Source organism: Thiohalomonas denitrificans, from assembly GCF_016841685.1.
GTDB classification, from domain to species: domain Bacteria; phylum Pseudomonadota; class Gammaproteobacteria; order Thiohalomonadales; family Thiohalomonadaceae; genus Thiohalomonas; species Thiohalomonas denitrificans_A.
Genome location: NZ_JAENYR010000010.1, coordinates 46,608 through 69,598 on the forward strand (window position 1 = coordinate 46,608; position 22,991 = coordinate 69,598).

General features: G+C 60.0%; 20 protein-coding genes and 1 tRNA gene. 12 read left to right on the plus strand and 9 right to left on the minus strand.

Going from position 1 to position 22,991, the window contains the following annotated elements; all coding sequences use genetic code 11:
• Positions 1–7: 7 nt before the first annotated feature.
• From thiL to Q7L05_RS03625, 3 genes are all read left to right on the plus strand, one after another.
• Positions 8–1,042 carry a thiamine-phosphate kinase gene (gene thiL / locus Q7L05_RS03615; protein WP_303902076.1) on the plus strand — a complete coding sequence of 345 codons (1,035 nt, stop codon included), beginning with the start codon at positions 8–10 and terminating at the stop codon, positions 1,040–1,042.
• Positions 1,043–1,045: 3 nt separating this feature from the next.
• On the plus strand, positions 1,046–1,552 hold the full coding sequence (locus Q7L05_RS03620; RefSeq protein ID WP_303902079.1) for a phosphatidylglycerophosphatase A family protein: 507 nt from the start codon (positions 1,046–1,048) through the stop codon (positions 1,550–1,552).
• A gap of 659 nt (positions 1,553–2,211) precedes the next feature.
• On the plus strand, positions 2,212–2,877 hold the full coding sequence (locus Q7L05_RS03625; protein WP_303902082.1) for a TIGR02281 family clan AA aspartic protease: 666 nt from the start codon (positions 2,212–2,214) through the stop codon (positions 2,875–2,877).
• A gap of 94 nt (positions 2,878–2,971) precedes the next feature.
• Here Q7L05_RS03625 and folE2 read toward each other — a convergent pair whose 3' ends face one another.
• From folE2 to Q7L05_RS03655, 6 genes are all read right to left on the minus strand, one after another.
• A complete protein-coding gene (folE2, locus tag Q7L05_RS03630) occupies positions 2,972–3,775 on the minus strand; it encodes a GTP cyclohydrolase FolE2 (RefSeq protein ID WP_303902084.1) in 804 nt (267 codons plus the stop codon).
• A gap of 2 nt (positions 3,776–3,777) precedes the next feature.
• Positions 3,778–4,161 (minus strand): 6-carboxytetrahydropterin synthase QueD, encoded by a 384-nt coding sequence (gene queD, locus Q7L05_RS03635; protein WP_303902087.1) that lies wholly within the window; start codon positions 4,159–4,161, stop codon positions 3,778–3,780.
• 24 nt (positions 4,162–4,185) lie between these two features.
• Positions 4,186–6,084: a 1-deoxy-D-xylulose-5-phosphate synthase gene (gene dxs, locus Q7L05_RS03640; protein WP_303902090.1), complete on the minus strand. Its 1,899-nt coding sequence runs from the start codon at positions 6,082–6,084 to the stop codon at positions 4,186–4,188.
• 102 nt (positions 6,085–6,186) lie between these two features.
• Positions 6,187–7,071: a (2E,6E)-farnesyl diphosphate synthase gene (gene ispA, locus Q7L05_RS03645; RefSeq protein ID WP_303902092.1), complete on the minus strand. Its 885-nt coding sequence runs from the start codon at positions 7,069–7,071 to the stop codon at positions 6,187–6,189.
• A gap of 6 nt (positions 7,072–7,077) precedes the next feature.
• A complete protein-coding gene (locus Q7L05_RS03650) occupies positions 7,078–7,320 on the minus strand; it encodes an exodeoxyribonuclease VII small subunit (RefSeq protein WP_303902095.1) in 243 nt (80 codons plus the stop codon).
• 113 nt (positions 7,321–7,433) lie between these two features.
• Positions 7,434–7,509: transfer RNA gene (locus Q7L05_RS03655), tRNA-Glu, on the minus strand.
• Between the two features lie 57 nt (positions 7,510–7,566).
• Here Q7L05_RS03655 and pcnB point away from each other — a divergent pair.
• The 6 genes from pcnB (at position 7,567) to panD (ending at position 13,434) form a co-directional block, all read left to right on the plus strand.
• Positions 7,567–8,925: a polynucleotide adenylyltransferase PcnB gene (pcnB, locus tag Q7L05_RS03660; protein WP_411293311.1), complete on the plus strand. Its 1,359-nt coding sequence runs from the start codon at positions 7,567–7,569 to the stop codon at positions 8,923–8,925.
• 297 nt (positions 8,926–9,222) lie between these two features.
• The gene (gene folK, locus Q7L05_RS03665) at positions 9,223–9,753 is read left to right on the plus strand and encodes a 2-amino-4-hydroxy-6-hydroxymethyldihydropteridine diphosphokinase (RefSeq protein WP_303902101.1); all 531 of its coding nucleotides are present in this window, start codon (positions 9,223–9,225) and stop codon (positions 9,751–9,753) included.
• Between the two features lie 411 nt (positions 9,754–10,164).
• Positions 10,165–10,812 carry a deoxynucleoside kinase gene (locus tag Q7L05_RS03670; protein ID WP_303902104.1) on the plus strand — a complete coding sequence of 216 codons (648 nt, stop codon included), beginning with the start codon at positions 10,165–10,167 and terminating at the stop codon, positions 10,810–10,812.
• A gap of 2 nt (positions 10,813–10,814) precedes the next feature.
• A complete protein-coding gene (gene panB / locus Q7L05_RS03675) occupies positions 10,815–11,609 on the plus strand; it encodes a 3-methyl-2-oxobutanoate hydroxymethyltransferase (protein WP_303902107.1) in 795 nt (264 codons plus the stop codon).
• A 203-nt stretch (positions 11,610–11,812) separates the two neighbouring features.
• Positions 11,813–12,661: a pantoate--beta-alanine ligase gene (gene panC, locus Q7L05_RS03680; RefSeq protein ID WP_303902109.1), complete on the plus strand. Its 849-nt coding sequence runs from the start codon at positions 11,813–11,815 to the stop codon at positions 12,659–12,661.
• Positions 12,662–13,053: 392 nt separating this feature from the next.
• Positions 13,054–13,434 (plus strand): aspartate 1-decarboxylase, encoded by a 381-nt coding sequence (gene panD / locus Q7L05_RS03685; protein ID WP_303902113.1) that lies wholly within the window; start codon positions 13,054–13,056, stop codon positions 13,432–13,434.
• A 27-nt stretch (positions 13,435–13,461) separates the two neighbouring features.
• Here panD and Q7L05_RS03690 read toward each other — a convergent pair whose 3' ends face one another.
• The 3 genes from Q7L05_RS03690 to glgA all read right to left on the minus strand — a co-directional run bounded on the left by Q7L05_RS03690 (position 13,462) and on the right by glgA (position 18,426).
• Positions 13,462–13,716, minus strand: a complete 255-nt coding sequence (locus Q7L05_RS03690) for an SAP domain-containing protein (RefSeq protein ID WP_303902116.1) — start codon at positions 13,714–13,716, stop codon at positions 13,462–13,464.
• A gap of 110 nt (positions 13,717–13,826) precedes the next feature.
• Complete coding sequence (gene ppc / locus Q7L05_RS03695) at positions 13,827–16,613, minus strand: phosphoenolpyruvate carboxylase (protein WP_303902119.1); 2,787 nt, start codon at positions 16,611–16,613, stop codon at positions 13,827–13,829.
• A gap of 295 nt (positions 16,614–16,908) precedes the next feature.
• Positions 16,909–18,426, minus strand: coding sequence for a glycogen synthase GlgA (glgA, locus tag Q7L05_RS03700; protein ID WP_303902122.1), 1,518 nt, complete (start codon positions 18,424–18,426; stop codon positions 16,909–16,911).
• A 281-nt stretch (positions 18,427–18,707) separates the two neighbouring features.
• Here glgA and gnd point away from each other — a divergent pair, with 281 nt between their 5' ends.
• From gnd to pgi, 3 genes are read left to right on the plus strand one after another with little or no spacing between them, the layout of a single operon-like run.
• Positions 18,708–19,622 carry a phosphogluconate dehydrogenase (NAD(+)-dependent, decarboxylating) gene (gnd, locus tag Q7L05_RS03705; RefSeq protein ID WP_303902125.1) on the plus strand — a complete coding sequence of 305 codons (915 nt, stop codon included), beginning with the start codon at positions 18,708–18,710 and terminating at the stop codon, positions 19,620–19,622.
• 51 nt (positions 19,623–19,673) lie between these two features.
• Complete coding sequence (gene zwf / locus Q7L05_RS03710; RefSeq protein WP_303902128.1) at positions 19,674–21,173, plus strand: glucose-6-phosphate dehydrogenase; 1,500 nt, start codon at positions 19,674–19,676, stop codon at positions 21,171–21,173.
• Between the two features lie 24 nt (positions 21,174–21,197).
• Complete coding sequence (gene pgi / locus Q7L05_RS03715; RefSeq protein WP_303902131.1) at positions 21,198–22,841, plus strand: glucose-6-phosphate isomerase; 1,644 nt, start codon at positions 21,198–21,200, stop codon at positions 22,839–22,841.
• Positions 22,842–22,991 lie beyond the last annotated feature (150 nt).

Here is a 22,991-nt window from a genome sequence, read left to right on the forward strand (position 1 = left end):
CGCGATAATGGCCGTGACGAAAATCGCCGCGAGCACGTCTCCTACAGGGGGTACCCGTATCAATATGGCGCTTTCGGAATTTCAGCTGATCGATCGTGTTTTCGCCGCCCGGGCGTCCGCCCGGGCCGATGTGCCGCTGGGGATCGGTGACGATGCGGCGCTGTTGCGTGTTCCGGCCGACGTGGAATTGGCCGTTGCTATCGACGGGCTGCACGCCGGCATCCATTTCCCGGAAGACACCGATCCGCGGGCTATCGGTCACAAGGCGCTGGCGGTAAATCTGAGCGATCTGGCCGCCATGGGGGCCGAACCGGCCTGGGCCACATTGTTCCTCAGCCTTCCGGATCCGGACGAAGCCTTCGCCTGCGAGTTCGCCAATGGATTTTTTACCCTCGCCGAGCGCTTCGGAGTGGCACTGGTAGGTGGCGATACGGTTCGGGGACCGCTGTGTGCGGTGGTTCAGGCGCACGGTTTTGTCCCTGCGGGGAAGGCGCTGCGCCGCAGTGGCGCCCGCCCAGGAGACGGGATCTACGTCACCGGCAGCCTCGGGGATGCGGGTGCTGGCCTGGGCCTGGTGCAGAAACGCCTTGAAATTGGCGGTTCGGATGGGGATTTCCTGCGCGGTCGGCTGGATTATCCCGAACCGCGACTCAAGGCCGGGCGGGCTCTGCTCGAGGTCGCCAGTGCGGCCATCGATATTTCCGACGGAGTGCGGGCTGACCTGGGGCATATCCTGTCGCAAAGCGGTGTCGGTGGTCGTATCGAAATCGGGTCCCTTCCGCGTTCGGAAGTCCTGCTGCGAAGTTTACCGGAGCCGGCCGGCATCGATCTGGCGCTCAGTGCCGGTGACGATTATGAACTCTGCTTTACCGTATCTCCCGATCGCGAGCCGCGCCTTCAGGCCCTGGCTGAGGGCATGGAGTGTCCTATTACTCGTATCGGCCGGATTGAACCCGAATCGGGTCTGCGATTGTTCGGTCCCGCTGGAGGCGTCTATAGGACGTATGAGGGTTCAGGTTATGACCACTTCAAGGGGCACTGATTGATGGACGAGGTGACGGCAATCACCGAGCCGGAAGAGCGCAGCCCCCGTGAGGTCTGGAGAGACCCGCGCTGCCTGCTCGCCTTCGGGTTCGGCAGCGGACTGGCACCGGCGGCGCCGGGGACAGTGGGAACTCTCGCAGCGATTCCGCTTTACCTGGTTCTGCAACCGCTCGGAATGGGTGCCTATCTACTGGTTACTGCACTGATTTTCGTCATCGGCATAAGCCTCTGTAACCATGCGGCGAAGGTGCTGAGGGTACACGATCATCCGGCCATCGTTTGGGATGAATTCGCCGGCTATCTACTGACGATGACGGCAGCACCTGCAGGCTGGCAGTGGCCGCTTATCGGTTTCATCCTGTTCCGTTTTTTCGACATCGTCAAACCCTGGCCTATTGGCTGGGTGGATCGTCACGTGAGCGGCGGGTTCGGAATCATGATTGACGATATCCTGGCTGCAGTTCCTGCGTGGTTTCTCTTGCAAGGCGCGGCGCGGATTCTGGGCTGAGCCTCCTGAAGAACTGGCCCCTGTTATTACGAGGAGCCTCGGCGACGAAGTAGTCTCTACTCCCAATCTCGAGATTGCCGCGTCGCTGGGGCGCCTCCTGATGAACTTGCCCCTTTCCATGCAGCCAGAGGTACGGAACAGGGCCGATGATGCCATTCCCTCCCCCTGTGGGGGAGGGCCAGGGAGGGGGTGATCTAATAGGCCGTGACCGTTTTCTTTCCCCCTCATCCTGTCCTTCTCCCTGAGGGAGAAGGACCCTCGTTCGACGCTCCGCAATGACGGCCAAGATTTTCATTGATTCGGGCCTGCGCAGCAGGGGGGTACGGCTTCTGAAGAACTGACCTTCCTTGAATTTCTAACCACGGGGAACTCGGGGCGCACAGGGAGAAAAAGATCGGATTACTGTCTTACCGCGTGGTTACCATTCTTTATTGATTCGGGCCTGTGTAGCAGGGGTACGCTGGCGGTCTAAATCAGGGGCAGGACGAATAAGCACGCCCAAGCAACTTCTACTACCTGTTTGACCCCGTGCACCCCGTGTCCCCGGTGGTTCAAGCGCGGTTCTTCCGGCCTGGCTCAGTGATCGCCTTGTTATCGTCCAGGCATGGGGGTAGCTTTGGTTAGTCTGAATACACCTGCAATCAGGTAAGGAGATCCCAATGGGCAGGAAGGCTGGTTTCCCACCGCTCGAAGGTACGGTTTTGGCGCTTCTTTTCCTCGCTGCGACTGTCGTTTGGGCCGGCCCGAATATCGTCGTGCTCGGATTGTTCAACGGCAAGGCGGTGCTCACCATCGACGGCGACCGCCAGGTGCTCTCCGAGGGCGATACCAGTCCTGAAGGGGTGCGATTGATTCAGGCAGATAGCGAGGGGGCAGTGATTGAGGTGGAAGGCCAGCGCCAACGACTGGCACTCGGGACCCATATCGGCTCGACATTCAGTGTCGCCAGACAGCGAGAGGTCCGAGTCTGGCCCGATGCCGGCGGCATGTACACGATCGATGGGTCCGTCAACGGTTATTCCATCAACTTCATGGTCGATACCGGTGCCACGTTTGTATCGATGAATTCATCGGAAGCCAAACGGCTGGGGGTCGACTACCTGCGGGATGGTCGTCCCGCCATGCTGGAGACGGCTTCGGGCCGTGAAACGGCCTATCGGGTGACGCTGGACAGGATATCGGTAGGGGAGATCAAGGTCCGCAATGTGCCTGCGGTCGTGCTGGAGGGTAACCTGCCGAGCCGAACGCTGCTCGGGATGTCGTTTCTTGATCAGCTGGATATGCAACGAGACGGTAAGGCGCTGGTACTACGTTCGAAATGGTGAAGCGAGACCCCGGCGACAATCCGTGAAGCCAATCGCCGCGAGGGCGCGCCTCCTGCGTCCGGTGGCGCGCCCTCTGGGAAGGATGACGGGACGTCTACCCCTTGAGCCGCTTGTCTTTCTCGATGAGGGCGTAGGCGGAGTGGTTGTGGATTGATTCGAAATTTTCCGACTCCACCACATACTGGGCGATGCGGTCGTCGGCATTCAGGCGCACGGCGATATCGCGGACGATGTCTTCCACGAATTTCGGATTGTCGTAGGCGCGCTCCGTCACCATCTTTTCATCCGGCCTCTTGAGCAGACCGTAGAGCTCGCAGGAGGCCTCGGACTCGACCAGGTCGATGATGTCCTCTATCCACACGAATCCGCGAGTTTCGACGGCAACCGTGACGTGGGAGCGTTGGTTATGGGCGCCCCGTTCGGAGATTTTCTTGGAGCAGGGACACAGGCTGGTGACCGGGACAATCACCTTCACCTTCAGCTTCGGTTCACCGTTGGCGACCTCGCCGATGAAGGTGACATCGTAGTCCATGAGGCTTTCAACACCCGAGACCGGCGCCTTCTTGTTCACGAAGTAGGGGAAGACCATCTCGATATGGCCCGCTTCGGCCTCTAGCAACCCGGTCATCTCCGACAGCATGTCCTTGAAGGACTCCACCGACAGTTCCCGCTCATGCCGATTGATAATCTCTACGAAGCGGGACATGTGCGTGCCCTTGAAATTATGGGGCAGGTTCACGTACATGTTGAAGTTGGCAATTGTGTGCTGTTCCCCGCCGCTACGGTCGCGGATCCGCACCGGATGGCGAATATCTTTGATGCCCACTTTGTTGATCGGAATGCGCCGGGTATCCTCGCTGCTCTGGACGTCGGCAATCGGCTGACAGGGTTTATTCATATTCATCCTTCCTCGGTATAGCGGACGCAGGCGCGCTCGGTCTCCCAAAGCGTAATGGCGCAGACCTTTACCCGTTCATCGTTTAACCGCTCCCCGACCTGCCGATAGATATAAGCCGCCATGTTTTCGGCAGTGGGATTGAGTTCGTCGAACGGTGGAACCTCGTTGAGATAACGGTGATCGAGTTCTTCAGTCACCTCACGGGCTGCCTGCTTGATGGTCTTGAAATCGACGACCATACCCAGACGGTCCAGCGAGGGCGCGGCCACTTCCACTTCGACTTTCCAGTTGTGGCCATGTAGGCGCCGACAATCGCCCGGATACTCCCTCAACGAGTGGGCTGCGGCGAAGTCGGTTACCACCTTGAGCGTATATTGCGCCGTCATGCTGTTAAATAGTTGACTTAATCACTAAGAATTTACGCGGGTCGCCGGCGTTTGGCAAGCGTTGGTGGCAAGCCGTGCCTGAATTGCGCGGATTATACCATCGCGGTCCAGACCGCAGGCAGCGAGCAACTCTTCCCGTGTGCCCTGTTCGATAAAGACATCCGGCAATCCGAGTTGCAGCAACGGAGTCGCCACCGCGTGGGCGGCCAGGCATTCGCCAATCGCAGAACCCGCTCCGCCCATGACCGCATTGTCCTCAAGCGTAATCAGCAGGCCGTGGGAGGCCGCGGCCTCCAGGACCGCCTCCTCATCCAGGGGCTTGATGAAGCGCATGTTGTAGACGCTGGCATCGAGCACTTCTGCCGCGGCGATGGCTTCCTGAACCAGGCTGCCGAACGCCAAAATGGCGATCTGCTTGCCCTGCCGGCGCCGTTCGGCCTTGCCGAGGGGAAGGGCTTCCATGACCTTATTCACGGCGAGGCCCGGTCCGGTGCCGCGCGGATAGCGCACAGCTGCCGGGCCGTTATGCATGAACCCGGTATAGAGCATCTGCCGGCATTCGTTTTCGTCGCTGGCTGCCATGATGACCAGATTTGGGATACAGCGCAGAAAGCTGAGATCATAATTCCCGGAGTGCGTCGGACCGTCCGCACCCACCAGGCCGCCCCGATCGATGGCGAACAGCACCGGCAGGTTCTGCAGGGCGACATCGTGGATTACCTGGTCATAGGCGCGTTGCAGGAATGTCGAATAGATAGCCACCACCGGCTTGATGCCATCGCAGGCCAAACCCGCCGCCAATGTGACCGCGTGCTGCTCGGCGATGCCCACATCGATATATCGCTCCGGAAATTCCTCGGAGAACTTCACCAGCCCCGACCCTTCCCGCATGGCTGGCGTGATGCCGACCAGGCTGTCGTCTCTGGCGGCCATATCGCACAGCCAGTCGCCGAACACCCGGGTGTAGGTGGGGCCTCTTCCGCTCCCCAGCATCTCGCCCGTTTCCGTATCAAAAGCTGAGACCCCGTGATAGGCACACGGGTTCTCCTCGGCCGGTGCGAAGCCTTTGCCCTTGCGGGTGACCACGTGAAGGAATTGAGGTCCGGTCAGTGATTTCAGATTGCCGAGGGTTTTCACCAGGTTCTCGACATCGTGCCCGTCTACCGGGCCGATATAGTTGAAGCCGAGCTCCTCGAACAGCGTCCCCGGAACCACCATACCCTTGGCGTGTTCCTCGACGCGACGGGCCAGCTCCCACATGGGTGAGGGCATGGTCTGCAGGACCTTTTTGGAACCCTCGCGCATCGTAGAGTAGAACTTGCCGGAGAGCATCCGTGCCAGGTAGTTGGAGAGACCGCCGACATTGGGCGAAATCGACATCTCGTTGTCGTTGAGTACTACCAGCAGATTGGCATCGAGGTCACCCGCATGGTTCAGCGCCTCAAAAGCCATGCCGGCGGTCATGGCCCCGTCGCCAATAACTGCAACCACCCGCCGGTCGGTATGCTGCTGTCGCGCAGCGAGCGCCATCCCGAGGGCTGCACTGACAGAGGTGCTGGAGTGCCCCACACCAAACGTGTCGTAGGGGCTCTCTTCGCGCTTGGGGAAGCCGGCGAGACCGTTCAGCTGTCGCAAAGTCGACATCTGCTTGCGGCGTCCTGTCAGGATCTTGTGAGGGTAGCTCTGGTGGCCGACATCCCAGACGATGCGATCGTCGGGAGTATCGAAGACGTAGTGCAGGGCAATCGTGAGCTCAACCGCCCCCAATCCTGCCGACAAGTGGCCGCCGGTGCGGCCGATCGAGCCGATCATGAAGTTACGCAACTCCTCCGCCAACTGCTTGAGCTGCGGGGGAGATAACTCCTTCAGCTGATCGGGGTAGTCAATCTGATCGAGAAGGGAAGCGGCATTGTGATCGGGCATTAGAGGGTACTAGTGCGGAAAACCATTAATGATGGTACGGCCCGGGCGGGGTTGCAAGTCGGGATACTCCAGACGCCCGGCGTGTTGGAACCAGACATCGGTTCAGTTGGCCCGTTTGACAATATAGTCGGCCAGAGCTCTCAATGGATCAGCCGAAGGCCCGAATGGTTTCAGGTCATCAAGGGCTCGCCGATGCAGGGCCCGGGTCTTTTCCCTGGCACCCTCCAGGCCCAACAGTGCCGTGTAGGTCGGTTTCCGGCGTGCGGCGTCGGAGCCCTGGGGTTTGCCTAACGTCTCGGTGTCCGCCACCACATCGAGGATATCGTCACGGATCTGAAACGCAAGCCCGATGGCCCGGGCGTAATCGTCAAGCCGCTCCAGGGTTTTCGGCACCACCGTCGACTGGCTCAGAACGCCCAGCCGGACGCCGGCCCGGATCAGGGCTCCGGTCTTATAGGCATGCATGGTCTCCAGCTGCTCCAGCGTGAGCTGTTGACCCACCGCTTCCATATCGATGGCCTGCCCGCCGCACATCCCGCGGGATCCGGCAGCGAAGGCCAGTTCCCGAACCATCGCCATACGCACGGCCGCATTCCCGGCGGTGCACTCCGCGAGAACTTCAAAGGCCAGCGACTGCAGAGCATCGCCCGCCAGTATGGCCGTGGCCTCGCCGAACGCCTTGTGACAGGTGGGCTTCCCCCGGCGAAGGTCGTCGTCATCCATGGCCGGCAGGTCATCGTGAACAAGAGAGTAGGCGTGGATCAGTTCGACAGCGGCCGCGGGGGCATCGAGTTCCGACGGCGGCGTCCCCACGACCTGTCCGGCGGCATACACGAGTACCGCTCGTACCCGTTTGCCGCCGCCGAGGGCCGCATAACGCATCGCTTCGTGAAGATATCCCGGGAGGTCATCCGGAGACGGCAATGACCTTTCCAGAACTGCCTCGGTCCGCTCCCGATAATCCCCAAGAAGCTGTTCAATAACCATCAGCGGCTACTCGTCACTGCCTTCGAAAGGCTCCAGCGGTTCACCATCGTTCTTCTCGACCAGTTGCTGCACCTTCTGTTCCGCGTCCTGAAGCGCCTTCTGGCAGGCCCGGGTCAGTTCAATGCCTCGCTCGAAGTCTCTTAGAGAATCCTCCAGGGTGAGGTCGCCGTGCTCCATCCGCTCGACCAGCTGCTCCAGCTCCTCGAGCGACTTCTCGAAATCGAACCGATCACTGTTGGTCTTTGCCACAGGGCTGCTCCTGGTGGGAATCGTGTGCAGTCGATTATCTCACGGGCGGGGCGCGGCCGGCAGTTCCAACCGCACCAACAAAAAGCCGCCGGACGGGGCCGGCGGCTCGGATTTGGTGCTCCCAAGGGGAATCGAACCCCTGTTACCGACGTGAGAGGCCGGCGTCCTGGACCGCTAGACGATGGGAGCAAATTTCGCGTGACGACCCCTTACTGTCGTCCCCGAAGAGCGTGCTATTATACGCGCATGTTTTCTTGGCTCAAGCGTTCTATTCAAAAACTCACGGTCCCTACCGCAACAGTGACCGAGGATCCGCAACCGGTAGTCATTCCGCGTTCCGGGCACATCATCTCCCGCTCGAATATCAGCGAGAATGCTCTGAAGGTGCTCTACCGCCTGCGCAAGGCCGGCTATCAGAGCTTTCTGGTAGGAGGGGGCGTGCGCGATCTGCTGTTGGGCCGGGAGCCCAAGGATTTCGACATCGCCACGGATGCCCACCCGGAGGAAGTGAAGGACCTGTTCCGAAACTGCCGGCTTATTGGACGCCGTTTCCGTCTGGCGCACGTCCATTTCGGGCGCGAAATCATCGAGGTGGCCACCTTCCGTACTTCCCATGACGGCTCGGCCAAGGAGGGGCGGAGCGAGGGCGGCATGATCGTCCGCGACAACGTCTATGGGAGTGTCGAGGATGATGCCTGGCGGCGCGACTTCACGATAAATGCTCTTTATTATGATATCGCTGATTTCTCGGTGGTGGATTACACCGGTGGCATGGCGGATCTGAGGGCCGGCCGCCTGCGGATCATCGGCGACCCGATGGAGCGCTATCGGGAGGACCCGGTACGCATGCTGCGGGCCGTGCGCTTTGCCGCAAAGCTGGGCTTCCGTATCGACGAAGCGAGCGAAGCGGCGATCATCGCGCTCGGTGCGGCCTTGCGGGACGTTCCGCCGGCGCGCCTGTTCGATGAGGTGCTGAAGCTCTTCATGAGCGGCTACGGGGTAGAGACCTACGAACTTCTGCGCCACTACCGGCTGTTTGGCGAATTGTTTCCCGACACCGAAGGCGCACTTGCCCACGAGCAGGAATACTTCCCACACACCCTGATCGCGCGCGCCCTCACCAATACCGATGAGCGCATCGCTGCCGGCCGGCCGGTGACACCCGCCTTTCTGTTTGCCGCCCTGCTTTGGGATACTGCCAGCGAACGCGCGGCGCATCTGCGGGAAGAGGGACGTTCGCCTATCGAGGCGATACAGATGGCCGGGGATGCGGCCGTTGCCCATCAGGTCGAGCGGGTAGCGTTTCCCAAGCGCTTTTCGCTCCAGTCGCGAGAGATCTGGGCCATGCAGGAGCGCCTGACCAAGCGTGGGGGCGGTGCGCCGTTCCGCCTGCTCGGGCATCCCCGTTTTCGGGCTGCCTACGACTTCCTGCTGCTGAGGGCCCAAAGCGGCGAGGATGTGGAAGAGCTCGCCGATTGGTGGACCCGCTTTCAGGAAGCCGATGAAGAGGAGCGCGGGGAGATGACCCGGGCGTTCCGCACCAAGGGCAAGCGGCGTCGTCGGCGGCGCGGCAAGCCAAAACAGACCCAGCAGCAACAGTCCTGATTGTTCACCACGGCGCTTCATGGAACGGTTTCGGGTTCATCTAGCCCGGAGAATTCACGAATTCACCGCAAAGACGCGAAGAGCGCAAAGAATTCAATCGCTTATCGGCATACATAACCGAAAACAACGGAAACGACAGAACCGCGGCAATAATGCAAGATGCATCGTATTCAAAGCTTTGCGTCCTTTGCGTCTTTGCGGTGAATAATCTGGGCTAAACAAATGTACGGCAAATGGCCCCGGGCCCGGCCAGCTGTTGCCGTTTACTGCATCGGTGAATCATCCGGATTTGAAGCGATGTCTCGAACCGTTATCGCCTACGTGGGGCTAGGCAGCAATCTCGGCGAGCCGGCGGACCAGGTTGAACGTGCTTTTGCCGGCCTCGATGGTATCGAAGGTGCACGCCTGGTAGCGGTATCGCCGCTCTACCGCAGTGCCCCGATGGGGCCGACCGGACAACCGGACTATATCAATGCCGTCGCCGCACTGGAGACGAGACTGGAGCCCGAGGCGCTGCTCGACGCCCTGCAGGCCATCGAACAACGACACCAACGGGTGCGTACCGTCCGTTGGGGTCCGAGAACGCTCGATTTGGATCTGCTGCTCTATGGCGATGAGACAGTCGCCACCGAACGCCTGAGCGTTCCCCATCCGGGACTGCCCGAGCGCGCCTTCGTGCTCTACCCGCTGACCGATATCGCCCCCGAGCTGCGCCTTCCGGGCGGCACGCCACTCGTGCAACTGCTGCGGCAATGCCCATCGGAGGGCATCCAGCGGCTGGACCGCCGTAAACACACGGCGGACCCGTGCAGCAACACCCGTAAGTAGGATGGCGCGTTTTGCTGTTTGGCAGCAGATGCCGCATACGGCAATATCTCTCCGCCTGCGTAGGCGGTCCGCCCCCGGGCGCGATGGGTACTGCCGTGCGGGCATTCTCTCTGACGGTGTACTGCTGTTTCGCTGCAGCGGCTTCCCATTGCAGATAGGGCCGGGGCAACCGCATACGGTTCTGGAGCAATGTAAGTCCTTGAAAGCGGGTCGTTTGCCGCATGGAAGCGGCAATCGGGCCTACAGGGGTGTATTCACGCTGTACCCGCTTTCAAGGACTTGCATCGCTTTCCCCCTTTCGGAATCTAAGTCGGTGTTCACCCTGGCCAAATGGCCCGGTTGCGGGACGGTCGAGAAGGCCCGTGCTATTCTGTTGGCCGGGTTTTCCGGAGCGCGGATATGTCGGGAAGGATGAAAAATACGCATCGGTTTATCGTGGTCGAGGGGCCCATCGGTGTTGGCAAGACAACGCTGGCCCGGCGCCTGGCTGAGAGCTTCGGCAGCAAACTGTTGCTGGAAGGAGCGGAAGAGAATCCCTTTCTTGAGCGGTTCTATCGGGATCCGCGCAATGCCGCGCTGCCGACCCAGATGTTCTTTCTGTTTCAGCGCGCTCGTCAAATCCAGGAACTGCGGCAGACAGACCTCTTCGAGCCCGTTCGGGTGGCGGATTTCATGCTGGAGAAGGACCGGCTGTTCGCCGAACTCATCCTCGATCCGGACGAGCTGCGGCTTTATGAGCAGGCCTATGAATACCTGACGCTGGACGCACCGCAACCGGATCTGGTGATCTACCTTCAGGCCCCGGTGGGGATCCTCCAGGAGCGTATCGCGCGGCGCTCACGGCCCGGGGAACATCAGGTCACGACCGAGTACCTGAGGCAGGTAGTGGAGGCGTATGCAGCGTTTTTCTATCACTATGATGCATCGCCGCTCCTGATCATCAATGCCGCCGAGATCGATTGGGTCGATCGGGAAGAGGATTACCACCTGCTTCTCGAGCAGATACAGTGCACCCGATCCGGTCGCCATTTTTTCAATCCGATGCCAATAATGGTTTAACCATGAGCCGAGTGACCGTGAGCCGCCTGCGCCGGATGAAGCAGGCGGGCGAGAAAATTGTTTCGTTGACCGCCTATGACGCGAGTTTCGCATGGCTGATCGAGGATGCGGGAGTCGAAGTCATCCTGGTCGGCGATTCCCTGGGAATGGTTTTTCAGGGGTGGGACAGCACCATTCCGGTTACGCTGGATGACATGGTCTATCACACCCGGGCGGTCAGCCGTGGCACTCGGGAATCCCTGTTGATCGCCGATATGCCTTTTGCCAGCTACGGAAGCACCGAGCAGGCCCTGGCGAGCGCAGCGCGGCTCATGCAGGAGGGTGGCGCACAGATGGTCAAGCTGGAGGTCACCGGCGAAATGACCGAAATCGTGCGTTTCCTTGCCCAGCGCGGTGTACCCGTTTGCGCCCATTTGGGCCTTTTGCCGCAGACCGTACACAAACTCGGGGGCTACAAGGTTCAGGGGCGCGGAGAGGCCGGCGAGGCCCTCATTCGGGATGCCCTGGCCATGGAGGCCGCCGGGGCGGACCTGATTGTAGCGGAACTGATCCCTGTGGAAGTGGCCAAACGGCTTTCGGAGAGCGTCTCCATCCCTGTGATTGGTATTGGCGCAGGTGTGGATTGCGACGGCCAGGTACTGGTGCTCTACGACATGTTGGGAATCACGCCGGGCAAGCGGCCGCGCTTCTCCAAGGATTTTCTGCAGGAAGCCGGCTCGGTTTCGGCGGCCCTGCGCGTCTATGTCGAGTCGGTCAAGGAGCGCCGTTTCCCGGGGCCTGAACATCGGATTGCCTGACGATTCGAAAAACCGGTTTCAAACCGGCAAGGCGCCAAGAGCGCAAAGGGTGACTCGGTCATTGCGGCTTTCGCCCCTTCTATCCGGATAATTTCGGCGGCTCGGGGTGCCGGGCAGTGCGGTAGGTCAACCGCAAAGGGTGATTCGGGTTCCATCGCGGCTCTGCCGCTCCTACAGGCTTTCTCGAGGGTAAAACAGGACTTATGCAGTCGCTGAATGCTATTGCCGACGTTCGATGTCAGGTGGCCGACTGGCACCGGGCGGGCGAGCGCGTTGCGCTGGTGCCTACCATGGGCAATCTCCATGAAGGTCATCTGGTGCTGGTGGACAGGGCCCGCGAACAGGCGGATCGGGTCGTGGTGAGTGTCTTCGTCAATCCGACCCAGTTCGTGCAGGGGGAGGATTTCGACAGTTACCCTCGCACTCCCGGGGAGGATGCCGAGTTGCTTCGGGTTCGGCGGGCAGATGTGATGTTTTTGCCGGAAGAGGCGGAGATTTATCCGCGCGGCCGGGAGGGGAACAGCTTCGTTGAGGTGCCCGGCATCTCGGAACAGTTGTGCGGCGCCTCCCGGCCGGGGCATTTTCGCGGGGTGGCCACGGTGGTTATGAAGCTGTTCAATATCGTTCAACCGGATGTGGCCATCTTCGGAGAGAAGGATTTTCAGCAGCTTGCGGTGTTGAGACGAATGGCCGAGGACCTTTCGATGGCGGTGAAGCTGGTGGGTGTGCCTACCCTCCGGGAAACGGACGGATTGGCGATGAGCTCCCGTAACCGCTACCTTTCGCCTAACGAGCGGCAGAAGGCGCCGGCACTCTATCGAATGCTGAAGGGACTCGCGGCACGTATCGAATCCGGGGAACGCGATATCATGAGACTGGAAGGAGAGGGGATGGCCCGCCTGGCCGAGGCCGGTTTTGAGCCGGAATATGTCAGCGTGCGGCGTGCCGACGACCTTCAGCTGCCTCGTGGTGACGAAAACGCCCTGGTGTTACTGGCAGCAGCCCGGCTCGGTCGGGCGCGATTGATTGACAACCTGAAATTGACTGTCTGATCTGAAATCAGCTACCCAAGGCGCAGTGTACGTGACCTTTGTGGAGTGGTGGTTCGACTTGTCCGGCATTGCAGGGCATAAACGCACGCCTACATTTTTGGTACCGGTGCGCGAACCAAGGCCTTGATAGCAGGTACGCTGTGAATACGACCTACAGGGGTGTAGGAGGTGAAGAGTATGCAGGAGCAATCATCTTTTATCCGTGGGCAGCATCCCTCGACAAGTGTGCTCCTGCATTGTCTAACACCGCCATCCCTGGCGGCGTGCTGCCGACGGCCTGCCATCAAGGACCTGCACCGCTCGTTTCAAAGTTGCGGTTGTCCTGTCCGACATTGAACATATGGGCTGAAATCCGCATAATTACGCCCTTCCGTGACGTAGGGAGCTGAACCATGTTTTGTACCATGCTCAAAGCCAAGTTGCATCGGGCCCGGGTGACTCACTCCGAGCTCGACTACGAGGGCTCCTGCGCGATTGACGGGAAACTGCTGGAATTGTCGGGGATCCGGGAGTATGAGCAGATCGAGATCTACAACGTGACCAACGGCGAGCGCTTCACCACGTATGCCATCCGTGCCGAGGACGGCTCGGGGGTCATCTCCGTTAATGGGGCCGCGGCCCACAAGGCATCACCCGGGGACGTCACCATTATCTGCGCTTATGTCGCTCTCAACCAGCAGGAGCTGGTGAGCTATAAGCCGAAACTGGTCTATCTGGACGAAGAAAACAGTGTCACGCACTGCGCCAACACCATCCCTGTCCAGGCCGCCTGAAGGCCCCCGACCCTTTTGCCCGCCTGTTCATCCAGAAAAGTACTGCTCTGACGTTATTCTCAAGTTGCGGTGAGCTTCGCGCATGATTGATTTCGCCCGCGCCGGCAAGCAATCCTCACGCCACAGACAGTTCCATTGCCGGCAGACATCCTCACCGGGTCGACCGAAGCACTCGGCGTGGCCTTCTTTCCGTTGCAGGATGCGTACCAATTCTATTTTGCGCATGTTATCCGCCACTATCCCGCCCTCCCGGGCCAGGGCGCGAACCGCTTCCAGTCGCATGCCATGCCTCCCGTTGATGTTCATTGGGTTAACGAGAGACTATAGTCGTGTGCGTCGGAGTTGCCAGCGAGACCGGCGGAAAGCAGCATCCTTGCTGCTGGTAGCTATCTTCAGCCGGTATTGCGCATGCCGGTGGCGATGGCGTTGATGGAACGGAGCAGGGGACCCAGCCAGGCTTCACGTTCTTCCTCACTCAGCGCTTCATTGCGGTAGCGCTTGAGCATGGTGATCTGGATGTGGTTCAGCGGATCCAGGTAGGGATTGCGACGCGAGAGAGAGAGTTGGAGCGTGGGTGTCTCGCCAAGCAGCTCTTTCAACTCGGCAACCGCCAGCACCCGTTTGAGGGTGAGGTCATATTCGCCGCGGATCCGCTCGTAGATATTCCGGGCGGTTTCCGGATGTCGGGCCAGTTCCAGGTATTCGCCGGCGATCCCCATATCCGCCTTGAACAGCGACATCTGGCTGTTGGAGAGCAGGGCGCGGAAGAATGGCCACTCATGGTACATGTGGCGCAGCTTTCCCATTCTCTCCGGATCATTTCCGAGCCATTTTTCGAGAGCCGTCCCGATGCCAAACCAGGCAGGGAGGGTATGCCGGGACTGGGCCCAGCCGAACACCCAGGGAATGGCGCGAATCGAGTCTTTGGAGCGATCCTGCTTGCTTCGATGAGAGGGACGGGAGCCGATTTTTAGCAGCCCGATTTCGCTGACGGGTGAGACTTCATAGAAATAGTCCAGGAAACCCTCGGTTCCGTCGGTCAAATCCCGGAAGGCATCCTCGCCCGCACGGGAGAGTTCGTGCATCACCTGATGGTATTCGGGCGCATCGGGCTCCGGCGGTTCGATAACGCAGCGACTCGCCTTGAACAGACCGGTTACACCCATGGTCAATTCATAGACAGCGGTTTCGCTGTTGCTGTACTTGTTCGACAGGACTTCACCCTGTTCGGTGAACTTGATCTGCCCGTGGACGGTGCCGGCCGGCTGGGCGAGAATGGCCTCGTGAGTGGGACCGCCGCCGCGTCCGACGGTGCCGCCGCGGCCGTGGAACAGGCGGCACTGGACCTTGAACTCACCAGTGAGCCCGGTGACCTGCTGCTGGGCCTGGTAGAGATTCCAGGCGGAGGCGAGAATGCCGCCATCCTTGCAGGAATCGGAGTAACCCAACATCACTTCCTGGAGTTCGCCGGAGGCCTTGAGTAGCCCGCGGTAGGCCGGTATGGAAAGCAGACTGCGCATGACCGGCTCGATGTGCTCCAGGTCCTCAATGGTCTCGAACAGCGGCGAGATACGGAGATTGCAAAACCATTCGTCTTCGGTTCGGCCCGCCAACCCGGCCAGGCTGGCCAGGAACATCACCTCGAGCACGTGACTGGCCGCATGGGTCATGGAGATGACGTAGGTACCGAACGCGTTCGGGCTCACCTCTTTTCGCATTTGCGCCATCACCCGGAAGACTTCCAGTGTCTCCATGGTCTCATCCGCAATGCTCTCGGGTAGCGGTAGCCGGTTTTCCCGGCCGATGAGATCGGCGAGCAGCTCCAGGCGCTCGGTTTCACTCAAACTGGAATAGTCTACAGGCTGCATCTGCTTCGACAGCAGGTCGGCGACCGCTTCGGAGTGGCGCGTCGATTCCTGGCGGACGTCCAGATGCATCAGGTAGAAACCGAAGGTTTTCGCCAGGTGAATGACGTCCTTCAGTTGAGCGTTGGCGACCACCTCGTCGCCGTGACTGAGAAGTGAATCACGGATTTGATTCAGGTCCGCAATGAACTCCCGTTCGGAAGGGTAGGCATGCTCGGAGACCGGCGCTTCCGCATCCTCCATGCGTGCCTCAACGTTATGGAGATTCTGATAGAGGCGGAAGCGCATGATGTACAGCTTGCGGCGGTACGGCTCATACAGAAATCGATCCGATTTGGCGCCGAAGGCAGAGTGTTCCTGTTCGTCCCGAGCCAGACCCTCGAGGAAGGCCTCGCTGGGCTCGCAGAGTAGTCGCGACTGGGTAAGCACATGCGAAAGCTCCGTGACCAAGCGGACGTATTCCCGCAGGATTTCACGCTGGTGCAGTCGCACGGCCATAGCCGTGGTTTCGGGCTTGACGTTGGGATTGCCATCGCGGTCGCCGCCGATCCAGGAGCCGAATTGCAGGAAATCGGGCACCCGGATGCCGGAGTCCGGTCCATAGGTACGGCGAATGGCCTTTTCCATGTTGCGGTAGACTTCCGGCACGGCGGCGAACAGGCTCTCGCGGAAATAAAACAGCCCGTTCTTGATTTCGTCGCGTACCTGGGGTTTTTGAGTACGGACTTCGTCCGTCTTCCAGAGGATCTGGATCTCCGCCTGCAGATGGCGGGTAATGTTCAGCCGTTCTTCCTTGCCCAGGCGCGGGTCGTTCAGCTGTTCGCTAATCACGAAGGCTCGCCGCAGGTTTTCCATGACCGTGCGACGCTTGGCCTCGGTCGGATGAGCGGTGAACACCGGGCTGTAGACGAGCCGGTCGAGCACCTTTTGCACCTGTGCCGGTTCGATACCCTGACTGTAAAACTCGCGCAGGACCCGATCAAACGAGCCGGTCCAGAGAGGTCCCCCGGTCCGCACCTGGCGGCGCCGTTCACGATGCTGAAAGGCCTCTTCAGCGATGTTGACGAGGCTGAAATAGAGGCTGAAGGCGCGCACTACGTGTACGGCTGTATCAGCATCCAGCGCTTCGATGAGTCGCGTCAGCTGCTGACGCTTGCGCGCATTATCGGTTTTTCGCAGGCTGATGTAACCGCGTCGCAGCGTTTCGACGGCCTCGAGTACCTCGCTACCGGCTTGCTCCTGGAGCACCTTACCCAGAAGGTCTCCGAAAAGTCGTACACGGGCGCGTAATTGCTTGTCGCTCATGCCAGCCATTTGCCGTATTCCTCGTGCAAGCGATCGGATGGGGCGCTCAGCCCAAAAGCCGGCCATTATATCGTGAATCCGACAGAAATGCCTGTCCGATCCAGGTTTGAATCCGGTTTGACCAGGGCTGCATACTTTGAAGCTCTGACGGTGTAAAGCTTTGTTCAGGCCATTGGCTGTAGGGATGGGGCCGTCGAAACCGGGATGTCTTCACGGCGCTTGATAGCAAGAACTTACATTTTGGCCGGAATGAAAACAGGTGGGGATGTATTTCCCGGAGTTTTGGTTCGGGCAGCGGGGTCGATTACCTGTTCGCGCGCTGCAAAGCCGCATTTGATGCGGCACGACGGCCGCTCTTGATACCTTGGCCGCAGCGTTCGGCAGTGGCGGCTTCGTAGAGGTCCACATAGCGCGCTGCGCTGCGTTCCCAGCTCAGGTCCTGTGCCATCGCCGCGCGCATCATCTGTTCCCACGAATGGCGGTCGCGGAATAGCCGCAGGGCCCGCTCCAGGGCGGATAGCAGTGCTCCCTTGGTCGCCTGCTCAAAGACGAAGCCGGTAGCGGTCTTCTGCTGCAGTGTCGTTTTATCGGCATCGATTACGGTATCGGCAAGTCCGCCGGTACTGCGGACGACCGGCAGCGTCCCGTAGCGCAGACTGTAAATCTGATTGAGGCCACAAGGTTCGAAACGGGATGGCATTAAAAAAATGTCCGCCCCCGCCTCGACCCAGTGGGCCAGGGTTTCGTCATAACCGATGTGCACCCCCAATTGCTCGCCATGCCGTTCGGCAGCCGTCTGCAGGTGAGCTTCCAGCTTTTTATCGCCGGAACCGAGGACGATCAGCTGTACATCCCGCTTCAGAAGCTCGGGAAGCGCATCGACGATGAGGTCGATTCCTTTTTGGTCCACCAGCCGGCCTACCACTCCGAGCAGCGGAATCTCGGGGCGCTCAGGCAGACCGAATCGCTGCTGCAGGGCCCGCTTGTTGGCGGCCTTGCCCTCCAGGGCTTCCGGTGTGTAATGGTGAGGGATGAGCGGATCATGGGCGGGGTCCCAGACCTCGTAATCCACTCCATTGAGAATCCCGGTCAAGTGTTCGGCGCGGTGGCTGAGCAGGCCCTCCAGTCCATAACCGAACTCGGGCTGCTGGATCTCTTTGGCGTAGGTGGGGCTTACCGTGGTGACGCGGTCGGCATAGGCAATGCCGCCCTTGATAAAGGAGAGATCGCCATAGAACTCCAGTCCTTCGGGCGACCAGAGGTCCTTCGGCAGGTGCAGAGTGTCGAATGCCTCGGGAGGAAAGACGCCCTGGTACGCCATGTTGTGAATGGTAAAGACAGTGGCCGGACGGTTGGATTCGCGGGATAGCAGCGCGGAGACCAGCCCGGTCTGCCAGTCGTTGCAGTGCACCACATCGGCCTTCCAGTTCTGGTTGGCGCGATCGGTGGCCAGCTCGACCACGGCGCGCGCAAAGCTCGCAAAGCGCAGGGCATTGTCCGGCCAGTCGTTTCCCGCAGGGTCGGTGTAGGGTCCGCCTGCACGGTCGTAGAGACTCGGGGCATCGACCAGCCACAGCGGAACACCGCTGTCGGGCATCTGCGCCGTCATGATCCGTCCCGGTTCGGGTATTCCCGGCAGCCCGATGCGGGCGACAATCTTCACACTCCCCGCCCGGTCCAGTACCCGGCGATAGGCCGGCAATACCAGTTTGACATCGTGTCCCAGGCGGTGGAGTGCGGCCGGAAGGCCGGCACTGACATCGCCAAGACCACCGGTTTTGACCAGAGGATGGACTTCGCTGGTTGCAAAAAGAATTTTCATGTTGTTGTTCTTGTTACTGGAATTCGGACCTGTCTACTGCCGGCGAGCCCATGCAATCTTCTGTTGGGCCAGCTACAGTCTAGTAATCTGAAAATTTCACCGCAAAGGCGCAACATACGTCAAGCAACGGATTTCGACGGGGGTTGCGCCCGCTGTAATTCCGGTGTCGCGCGATTATCCCTCGATAACGCCGCTGAATTCTATGCGTTCTTGGCGCCTTTGCGGTGGGGTATAGGAAATTCGAGCTGATTCGGTCACAAATCTTAGCAGGGGAGCGGCGCATGCGCATTGCGATCATTGGTTTGGGCAGGATGGGAGCCAATATGGCACGTCGCCTGGCGCGCCGGGACATCAAGGTCATCGGCTATAATCGATCACCCGAGGTGGCTCATGAGCTCGCCCGGGAAGAGGAGAATATCAGCGCCGCTGATTCGGTGGCCAAGGCCATCGGTCATCTCTCGCCGCCGCGCGTCGTCTGGCTAATGCTGCCGGCCGGGGCTCCCACCGAGGATCACCTCCGCCAGGTTGCCGAGCGGTTGGAGCCCGGTGATCTCGTCGTCGATGGAGCAAACTCGAATTTCCACGACACCCGACGCCGCGGCGAGTGGCTGGGAGAGCGCTCGATCGGCTTTGTTGATGCCGGAACCTCCGGTGGTATCTGGGGCCTCGAAAACGGCTACTGCATGATGGTAGGCGGTGAAAAACGCTATGTGGAGCTCATCGAGCCGGCCTTGAAGGCGCTGGCGCCTGCGCCCGATCGCGGCTGGGCCCACGTGGGGCCGGTTGGTGCAGGTCACTACACGAAGATGATTCACAACGGCATTGAATATGGAATGATGCAGGCCCTGGCCGAGGGCTTGGCTCTGCTGCGCTCCCGGGATGAGTTCGGGATCGACCTGGCGCAGGTTTCCGAGGTGTGGCGCCACGGTTCCGTGGTGCAGAGCTGGTTACTCGACCTGACCGCGGATGCGCTTGCCCGGGATCAGTCGCTGGAGGCGATTCAGCCGGTGGTGTCCGACTCCGGCGAGGGGCGCTGGACGGCCATCGAGGCAGTGGAACAGGGTGTTCCGGCACCGGTTATGACGCTGGCTCTGCAGATGCGCTTCGCCAGCCAGGACCAGGAGGGATATCCGGCCAGGCTGCTGTCGGTGATGCGCAACGCCTTCGGCGGGCATACCATCACCAAAGCCGAGTAATCTGCGCTCTCGGCGCTTTGCGGTGGAGTTCTCTATCGAAAGGAGATTTTTTTGAACGAACCGTGCACCTTCGTGATTTTCGGGGCCACCGGCAATCTGGCCCAGAACAAGCTGCTGCCGGCCCTTTACCACCTGGAGGAGGCGGGACACCTTCCGGAGGAAATGGCCATCGTCGGGTTTGGTCGACGCGAATGGAGTTCCGACGAGTGGCGCAAAGAGGTAAGCACAATCCTCAAGCCCCGGGCGCGACTGGGACTTCAACCCGGTATCTTCGAGCGTTTCAGTAGCCGTCTGCACTTTTTCCAGGGCGATCTCTCCGATGCGCAGGCCTACACCAGGTTGCGTAAAGCCCTGTTCGAGGAGATCCACTGTCCGGACAACCTGGTTTTCTACATGGCGATACGGCCGGCGGAGTTCGGGCTGGTCGCCCAGCACCTGGCGGATGTGGGGCTCAACAAAGAGGAAAATGGCTGGCGGCGCCTGGTTATCGAAAAGCCGTTTGGCTACGACCTGGAGAGTGCCCAAATCCTCGAAGAGCAACTCCACAAGAACTTTCATGAGGAGCAGCTGTTTCGTATCGATCACTATCTGGGCAAGGCGATGGTCCAGAACGTACTGGTCTTCCGGTTTGCCAACCTGATGATGGAGCCGCTCTGGAATCGCAATTTCATCGATCACGTTCAGATCACGCACTCGGAGGCCCAGGGCATTCAGGGGCGTGCCGATTACTATGATACGTCGGGTGCACTGCGGGACATGCTACAGAGCCATCTTCTGCAGATGCTCACCCTGGTCGCCATGGAACCGCCCGCCAATATGGATGCGGAATCGCTGCGCGATGAAAAGGTAAAGGTGCTCAAGTCGATTCGGCCGATTCCCCGCAGTGCCGTTCATGCCCACGCCTTCAGGGCCCAGTACAAGCGCGGCAGAGTTGATGGTGAACAGGTGGGTGGTTATCTGGAGGAGAAGGGCGTCCCTTCCAATAGCACGACCGACACCTACGCGGCCGTTAAGCTCTATCTCGACAACTGGCGCTGGCGCAATGTGCCATTCTATATCCGTACCGGAAAACGCATGGCCAGGTCCATGTCGATGATCGCCATCCGCTTCAAACATCCACCGCAACTGCTGTTTCGTAATACGCCTATCGAACGGTTGCGGCCTAACTGGATTTTGCTGGGCATCCAGCCGGACGAATGCCTGCGTGCCGAACTGTTGGTGAAGGTGCCGGGCCTGGAGATGAACACCCGTACGATTTCAATGGATGCAACGTATGCGGGCGAGGAGGAGGTGAAGCTGGATGCCTATGAGGGATTGTTGCTTGATGTCATCGAGGATGACCACTCGCTATTCCTCCGCTATGACGAGGTGCGCTGGGCCTGGAGGGTGGTGGACCCTATCCTGAAGGTCTGGTCCATGGAGCGCGACTTTATCCATACCTACCCGGCCGGCAGCTGGGGGCCTGTCGAGTCGCTGCGTCTGTTCGACCGGGAGGATCAGGTATGGCGCAACAATATGGATCCCGAAGATTACGACGAATCCCTTCAGTAAAACCATTCAAGAGAAGGTAGATACATGTCGCGGCTTACCACGTCCACGGTCTGGAATGCCCTGATTGACCACCAACGTGAATTTCAGCAAATCGCCATGCGCGATCTGTTCGAACGGGATCCGCGGCGCTTCGAAAGGTTTTCACTGCGGTTCGAGGATATGCTCCTCGACTATTCGAAAAACCGGATCACCGAAGAGACCATGACCCTTCTCCGGCAATTGGCCCAGGAAGCCGATGTCACCGGCTGGGCGGATCGGATGTTCCGTGGAGAGAAGATCAACTTCACCGAGGATCGTGCGGTTCTGCACGTGGCATTGCGCAATCGCAGCGGCAAGCCCATCCGTATCGGGGGTGAGGATGTCATGCCCAGAGTGGAGGCCGTACTCGAACGGATGCGGCGCTTTACCGAGTCGGTCCGAAGCGGACAATGGCGTGGATATACCGGCAAGCCCATCACCGATATCGTCAACATCGGGATCGGTGGCTCCGACCTCGGACCGCTGATGGTTTGCGAGGCGCTGAAGCCCTACGGCAAAGAGGGACTGAGCACCCATTTCGTCTCCAATATCGACGCCACGCATATCGCGGAGGTTCTGAAACGGGTCGATCCGGAAACGACCCTCTTCATCATTGCCTCCAAGACCTTCACCACGCAGGAGACTATCACCAACGCCCAGACCGCACGCCGCTGGCTGATCGGCAAATTGGGTGACAAGGATGCCGTGGGAAAACACTTTGTGGCGGTATCCACCAATGCTGAAAGGGTCTCCGAATTCGGCATCAATACGGCCAATATGTTCGAGTTCTGGGACTGGGTGGGAGGCCGGTATTCACTATGGTCGGCCATCGGTCTGCCCATTGCCCTGTTCATCGGCATGGACCGGTTCGAGCAGTTGCTCGAGGGGGGCCATACCATGGACTTGCACTTTCACAGTACCCCGCTGGAAAAGAACCTGCCGGTGACCCTGGCGCTGCTCGGCATCTGGTACAACAACTTCTTCGGTGCGGAGACCCACGCCATTCTCCCCTACGATCAATATCTGGGCCGTTTTCCGGCCTATTTCCAGCAGGGCGATATGGAGAGCAACGGCAAGCGCATCACTCGTGACGGGCAGCCCGTCGACTACTCCACGGGCCCGGTGATCTGGGGCGAACCCGGCACCAACGGGCAGCATGCGTTCTATCAGTTGATCCATCAGGGGACAAAGCTCATACCCTGCGACTTCATCGCCCCGGTCCTCAGTCATAACCCCATCACTGACCACCATCACAAGCTTATGGCCAACTTTTTTGCCCAGACTGAAGCGCTGATGAAGGGCAAGACAGAGGACGAGGCACGGGGGGAGCTCGAAGCCGAAGGCGTTTCCGGCGAAGCCCTGGAAAAGCTGCTGCCGCACAAGGTCTTTCCGGGCAACCGGCCCACCAACTCCATCCTGTTGAAGCAGATCACCCCCCGTTCCTTAGGCTCGCTGATCGCCCTCTATGAGCACAAGATCTTCGTTCAGGGGATTATCTGGCGCGTGAATTCCTTCGACCAGTGGGGCGTGGAGCTCGGCAAGCAGCTCGCCAAGGCCATTTTGCCGGAGCTGGCTGCCGAAGGGCCGGTGGAGAACCATGACCCCTCCACCAACGGACTGATCAACGCCTACAAGGAGATCTGCGAGTAGACGAGGAGGAGGCAATAGCCCCAGGTAGGCGATGCGCCCCCGCGGCGATTTCCGCACGACAGGCATCGCGCCGGGGCGGCCCTCCTACGGAGAAAGGAGGCACAGACCCTGGTAGGAGGCGCGCCCCCGCGGCGATGTTCGTCACGAAGG